The following is a 6,045-nucleotide window of genomic DNA, read 5'->3' as shown; positions in this document are numbered from 1 at the left end:
CCTTTGGCGAACATGCGCACGCCGTTAATTTCAAAAGTCCAGGGATATGAGCCGACGACTTTTCCCATACGATAAACATTACCCACCGCTTTGCCCATTTCCTGGATGAATGAATCGACATCGTCGTTGTCAACCATTTTTAATGTTCGAATGCCGAATTGCACGCTTTTCTGATCGGAAATGCTATTTTTCGCGATCAATTTGATTTCGGCAAGGTATAAATTCGGCTCGCCCATGCCGTTGGGCCACCACAATTGGGCGTTGGGAATATCAATTTCTTGTGAAATGAGGACGGTTTTATTGGCGGAAATGGTGCCCGATTTTTCAAATGAAATATCTTCACCGGAAAAATTCTTCCCGCGAATAACGCCCCGAAGCTCGAAAGATTTTTCCTGATTTGAAAGGTTGGAAATTGCTGCGGAAATGGAAATTTGCGCGTGATTTTCAGATTTTAGCTTTGTCACAATGTGCGGTTTGTCAATGCAAATCGGACCTGTGATGCGCAATTTCACCGGCTGCCAGATGCCAACCGGAACCATGTGCGGCGCCCAGTCCCAGGCAAAAAGACATTGAGCAATGGAATACAATTGTTGGCGTCGGGAGTCAAAAGTCAGCCCGTTCACTTTTTTGATATTTCTGGCGTCCTCGGGCGCTTCGAGGCGGACAACGAGATGGTTCTTGCCGTTGAAATTTAGCAAGTCGGAAATGCGAAAGCTGCGCGGATTGAACATTCCTTCCAATTTGCCCAGAAATTTTCCATTCAACCAGACTTCACCTTTGAAAACAGTTCCTTCAAAAACAATGCCGATGAATTTTCCTTTTTCAGATTCATCAACTTCAAAATCCCGGCAAAACCACCATTCCCGATTTTCCACCGAGAGCGCTTCTTCGTTGTTGAAGCCGAAATAGGGATCGGGAATTTTACCGGCGGCAAGTAGCGCCTGCCGGACAGTTCCGGGCACCGGCGCTGGAATAAAACCGCTTTTGTCAAAATCTGGGGAAAAGACATTTTTTTTGACGCCTTCTCCCAGCGTAAAATCGTTGACACGCCACGCACCGCTCAGATCCACTGTTTTGAATTGGCTGTTTGTCACTTTTTCCTCCGAATCATCGAACGCAGGGCTGAAAAATGGAATCAAGAATTTCATCAAAATTAGTGATGTGACAATTATGTTTTGCAATTGATGCAACATAACGCACGACTCTGAAATTATTTTGTTTGTGCCTGAAAATAAAAAACGAAAAATTTCTCGATAATGGTTGGGAAATTTTCTCAGGCAAACAGCATCCCATTATTTGGCAGTTTCTTTTTTACTTCTTCTTTTTCTCGGTCTTGTTTTGCCGAATGAACCACGAAAAATCTTGCCACGTTTGGTCTTTTTGTCACCTTTTCCCATTGAATCCTCCTGTCAATAAATTAAACGCTGGTCTTGATTTTATTTATTCAATCAACAATATCGTGCTTGACTTTCGCTCCGATTTCTGTTTGTTTGCCGGGCCAAATTTTACGGCCGGGATAAATCGAATTATTGATGCCGGTTTTGACATTGTCCGCGATGACGGCGCCGAATTTTCTTCTGCCTGTATCGACTAATTTCCCCTTCACCAAAGATTTAACATTTTCGCCGTCGTGGCGCAGATTGGCGGAAACAAATCCGGCTCCCAAATTCACGTTTTCGCCGATGACGGAATCGCCGACAAAACTCAAATGGGAAATTTTCGTGTTACTCATGATGATGGAATTTTTTATTTCCACGGCCTGACCTATCTGACAATTATCGCCAATGGCAGTGTGCGCGCGAATGTAAGCATTGGGTCCAATGATGCAATTATTTCCGATGATCACAGGCCCTTCGATGTAAACGCCGGATTTGATCAAAGTGTTTTTCCCGATGACCACGCTTCCCTTGAGTTGGACGTTCATTTCCACAGAGCCAAGAATTTCTCTGCTGGAAGAGGTTTTCATGAAAAATTCCTGCGTCTCCAGCAACTCCCAGGGGTAGCCGTTCGCCAGCCAGAATCCTTCGATCATGTGCGTGTAAAATGGCTTGTCGTTGGCGAGCATTAAAATCGACGAGGTGATTTCGATCTCTCCGCGCTCGCTGACTGGCGTTTTTTCGATGTAATCGAAAATTGAGCGGTCGAAAACGTAGGCGCCGACGTTGGTGAGGTTGCCGATGAATTTTCTGGGTTTTTCCACCAAATTCAGCACGCGATTGTTTTCATCCACCTCAAAAACGCCGTATTGCGAGGGGTCTTCTTCCCAGCGCGCCAGCGCTGCGTACTCGTATTTTGTGAGTGCTTCGATGTCTTCTTGGGCGTAAATATCGTCGCCGTTCAGTACGATAAATCGATCCTGGATGAAAGACGCTGTCTGCAACACGGCGTGTCCCGTGCCCTTTTGCTCTTTTTGCTCGCAATAGCTGATTTTAATGCCGCGCCACTCGGGGCCGATGTGCTCCTCAATCATCTCTTTTTTGTAGCCGACGATGAGAATCACTTCTTCAACCAGCCCATGCAATTGTTCCAAAATGTGTTCCACAATTGTCTTATTCGCGACCGGCAGCAATGGCTTGGGACGAGTGAGTGTCAAAGGATAAGTGCGCGTGCTTTTTCCGGCAACCATGATCGCGGCTTGCATCTTTTGCTCCTGAGATTTGTTTTCAGTTATCAGAATCTGCGCAACAGAAAAATTCAAAGCCTAAAGATAGGGCAAATCTACCTTTTTGTCAAGGAGAATTTTGATAAATTCAAAATTATCGGAAGCGCTGTGGTTTGCCGCAGCGCGCACAGAGGATTTTTTCGAAAACAGGTGTACCTCATTGCCCTCGGCTTAAGGGAAAAATTGGTTTCCACATTGTCAATTGACAGTTCTCAATTAACTAATCACAATTAAATTAGTTTAGAAATTAGCTGTTAAAACAAATTACTACGATTAATTGTCAATTGCGAACTGCTAATTGACAATTCTGAACGAAACAATAATTCAAAATCACTTAAACTGACGGCTATGAGGTGTACCCCAAACTAAAAGTTGGCGCACACCCGCTTTTTACATTGAAACAAAAAACTTCTTGCTTTTTCACTCACAATTTTTTATTATTCACTGAATTGAATCGATTATTTTTGAGGAACAGTTATGAGAACTTTTACGGCGAAATTAATTTTAATGGGAATTGTGCTGTTTCAATTTTCTGCGGCGTGCCAGGATGCGCCCAAACCGGACGCGCGCGGCTACATCGTCAAGGTCGGCGATCGTGTCGATGATTTTACGCTCACTTTTTTGGATGGGACGAGCAAGAAATTGTCACAAATCGATGCCGACGTCATTGTGCTCAATTTTTTCGCTTCGTGGTGCGTCGTGTGCCGCAAGGAAATTCCGCATTTAGAGAGCGAAATCTGGCAGCCTTTGAAAAACAAAAAAGTGATGGTCATTGGCGTCAATTACAAAGAAAAAAAGGATGTCGCAGAAAAGGCGCGCAAAGAAATCGGGATGACTTACCCCGTGGCGCTGGATATTGACGGAAAAATTTTTGAACGCTTCGCCCGCGGCGGCGTAACGCGAAATATTGTTCTAAACAAAAATCTGCATATCATTTTTCTCACCCGACTCTTTAATCCCGAAGAATTTGCAAAAATGAAAAAAAGGATCCACAAACAAATGCAATCAACTCGTTCCGCAAAACAGACGGAAGGAGAGGCAATGACAAAACATCTCGATGATCTGGCGCAATCAGGCAAAAAAATCCCATTGATTTACCAGGGCAAGCACAAATTGTATCTGGAAGGTAAGATTTTTAGATTTGACAAAAAAGAGATGGAGCTTGGCGTTTCGCTGTTTGAAGATGATATTGTTGCTAAAAAGTATGATGCAAAGGAAAAAATTTTTCGCATCGATTACCGCCATTTCGACGGCGTCCGCATCGCTGTACTGCCGATGACAAAATTCAAAGTGCCGGCGGAAGTGGAAAAGGTCGTCATCGCAGAAATTGCGAAATGAACTGGAATTTCTCGGCCACAGTGAGTCAAAATCGCAGCGTGGCTTTCAATCGCATGGGCTGCAGCAACAGATCGATCCCGTCCAAAATAGAACGAACACCGATATTTGCCGCCTGAAGCGATCTCATTGAACAGCCTTCGTTTTCCATCACAATAATCCCCAGCGCGGCCGCCGCAAGCATGAGTCTGTCGTTATTGCCGTTGCCGAATGTGACTACCCTGTCGGCTCCCAGCGAATTGATGTAATCCAATTTTTGAAACGCTTCATTTTTCCCTTGCAAAATGTGCAACGTGACGGGCAAGTCGGCTAATTGCGCCGCCGCTTTACCGAAGGTGTCGGCAGTTAAAATGTGCACAGCGATTTGCGAACTCAAGCCGCTAAGTTTGTCCTTTACGCCCGGCAATAATTCGCCGTCGATCGCCAGAGTTCCGTTGTAGTCGAAAACCGCGTATTTGAGTGAAATTTTTCCGAATCCCGGAATGTCTGTTTCAATCATTTTCCTCTCCCGTCAAAAGTCCTGGCTATTTTCTTTCAAGAAACGAATTCAGAGGTCAACAGGTTCCCTAATAATTTGAGATCAAGCGACTAATTGATGATTATTATGAATGCGCCGAATTACAAAATCGTTATTAACTATGATATTGAAGGAAGCATCGGGAGAATAAGTGAAAAATTATGAGCGCAACAATAGGCAAAATAACAGTCAGTTAAGCCAGTCAACTTTGCAAATCATTATTTCTTAAGAAATGGAAACGAATTTTATTAGCCAATTGGAAAATTGGAACAGGGAAAAATACTAATTATCGTGTGAATTAACTTTCTGTTTTTATAATTAATTGTCCGTAATAAGAGCATAACCTAAATGGTTTAAGATAATTAATTGTGGAGAGGATAGCATCATCTTGCTTTTGGATTAGTTATGCATAAAAACAAGTTAATGCTAATATTATTAAGAAAATAACTTTTTGAATTTAAACACTAAAAATAATAAAATAAAATAAGAAGAAAAAAATCTTGACATTTAAAAAATAAAATGTTACATTTGTGTAAAATAATACGAAAAGATATGAAATCGGTTTTTGTCGAACTAAACTATTCGCGTCAAAATAACTGAAGCATAACGAGAAGGAGGGGTAATCAGTGAAAATCAAAATTTTGTCAGGTTGTGCGTTACTCGTTGTTCTGCTTTTCTTTGGCTCTCTTTTTGCGCAGCAAACTCTGTCTCCGCCGTTGAAACATGAAAAGACAGTGTATGTTTCTCCGGAACATCATGTTTATCTTCCCAGTCACACAATGCCGCTCTATTTAAAACTTTCGACTTCAGCGGATGATTCCGCGCCGTCGCATCTGCTTTACAGCGAAAAAAGTTACAAAGACGCCGCCAAAGCAGGAAAACCGGTGATGGCGTTGCCTTTTTTTATGGAAAATGAAGGCAAGCACAGTGTGATTCATCCCAGCGCGAAATTTTGGAAGGAAAAGGGCACCAATCCCGAGGCGCTACTGGAGCCGGATCGCATCTTTTACATTTACGTGGACGAAAGCAGTCCGGTATCGAAAAGATTTATCACGGACGCGCCAAAAATCAAGGACGGACAGATCACGATTTACGGCGAACCGGTGTCTATTCGGATGGAATCTTCGGATAACAATTCCGGCGTCAAGGAGACATACTATTCCATCAATGGCGCTCCTTTTTCTCCTTATTCGGCAGCGCTGACGATTGATAAGGAAGGCGCGTACAATCTGCGCTATTATGCGGTGGACCATGTCGGCAACGCCGAAAAAGCGATCACTTATCTGTTTGATCTCGATTTGACGCCGCCAACCACAAATCACACAGTAAAAAATATTCACAAAGGTGACATTTTGTCTCCGCGAGCCTATTTGGAATTGACCAGCACGGATAACCGTTCCGGCGTTCAAAAACTGAGCTATGCCTTTGATGCCGGGACAGAAAAGACCTATTCGGGAAAAGCGGTTCCCACGGCGTTGCTGTCAGACGGGGATCACACTTTTTCCTATTACGCACGGGACAAAGTTAAAAA

6 protein-coding genes are annotated in these 6,045 nt (G+C 43.4%); 2 read left to right on the top strand and 4 right to left on the bottom strand.

Annotation, left to right across the window (positions count from 1 at the left end; all coding sequences use genetic code 11):
* From GXO74_05650 to GXO74_05640, 3 genes are all read right to left on the bottom strand, one after another.
* Positions 1-1,094, bottom strand: a 1,094-nt coding sequence (locus GXO74_05650; GenBank protein ID NOZ61146.1) for a hypothetical protein, incomplete at its 3' end; no start/stop codon positions are given.
* Positions 1,095-1,292: 198 nt separating this feature from the next.
* Positions 1,293-1,397, bottom strand: coding sequence for a 30S ribosomal protein THX (locus GXO74_05645; protein ID NOZ61145.1), 105 nt, complete (start codon positions 1,395-1,397; stop codon positions 1,293-1,295).
* 47 nt (positions 1,398-1,444) lie between these two features.
* Positions 1,445-2,641, bottom strand: a complete 1,197-nt coding sequence (locus GXO74_05640; GenBank protein NOZ61144.1) for an NTP transferase domain-containing protein — start codon at positions 2,639-2,641, stop codon at positions 1,445-1,447.
* A gap of 528 nt (positions 2,642-3,169) precedes the next feature.
* On the opposite strand from GXO74_05640, the gene GXO74_05635 reads away from it, so the two are divergent.
* On the top strand, positions 3,170-4,000 hold the full coding sequence (locus GXO74_05635; GenBank protein ID NOZ61143.1) for a TlpA family protein disulfide reductase: 831 nt from the start codon (positions 3,170-3,172) through the stop codon (positions 3,998-4,000).
* 25 nt (positions 4,001-4,025) lie between these two features.
* Here GXO74_05635 and GXO74_05630 read toward each other — a convergent pair whose 3' ends face one another.
* Positions 4,026-4,496, bottom strand: coding sequence for an ATPase P (locus GXO74_05630; GenBank protein ID NOZ61142.1), 471 nt, complete (start codon positions 4,494-4,496; stop codon positions 4,026-4,028).
* Positions 4,497-5,140: 644 nt separating this feature from the next.
* Between GXO74_05630 and GXO74_05625 the strand changes: the two genes are divergently transcribed.
* Positions 5,141-6,045: hypothetical protein (locus GXO74_05625; protein NOZ61141.1), on the top strand; the 905-nt coding region annotated here is incomplete at its 3' end.

Source organism: Calditrichota bacterium (genome assembly GCA_013152715.1).
In the GTDB taxonomy this organism is placed as follows: domain Bacteria; phylum Zhuqueibacterota; class Zhuqueibacteria; order Thermofontimicrobiales; family Thermofontimicrobiaceae; genus 4484-87.
Note: the sequence above shows the minus strand (reverse complement) of the source record. Positions and strands in the feature narration are given on the sequence as shown.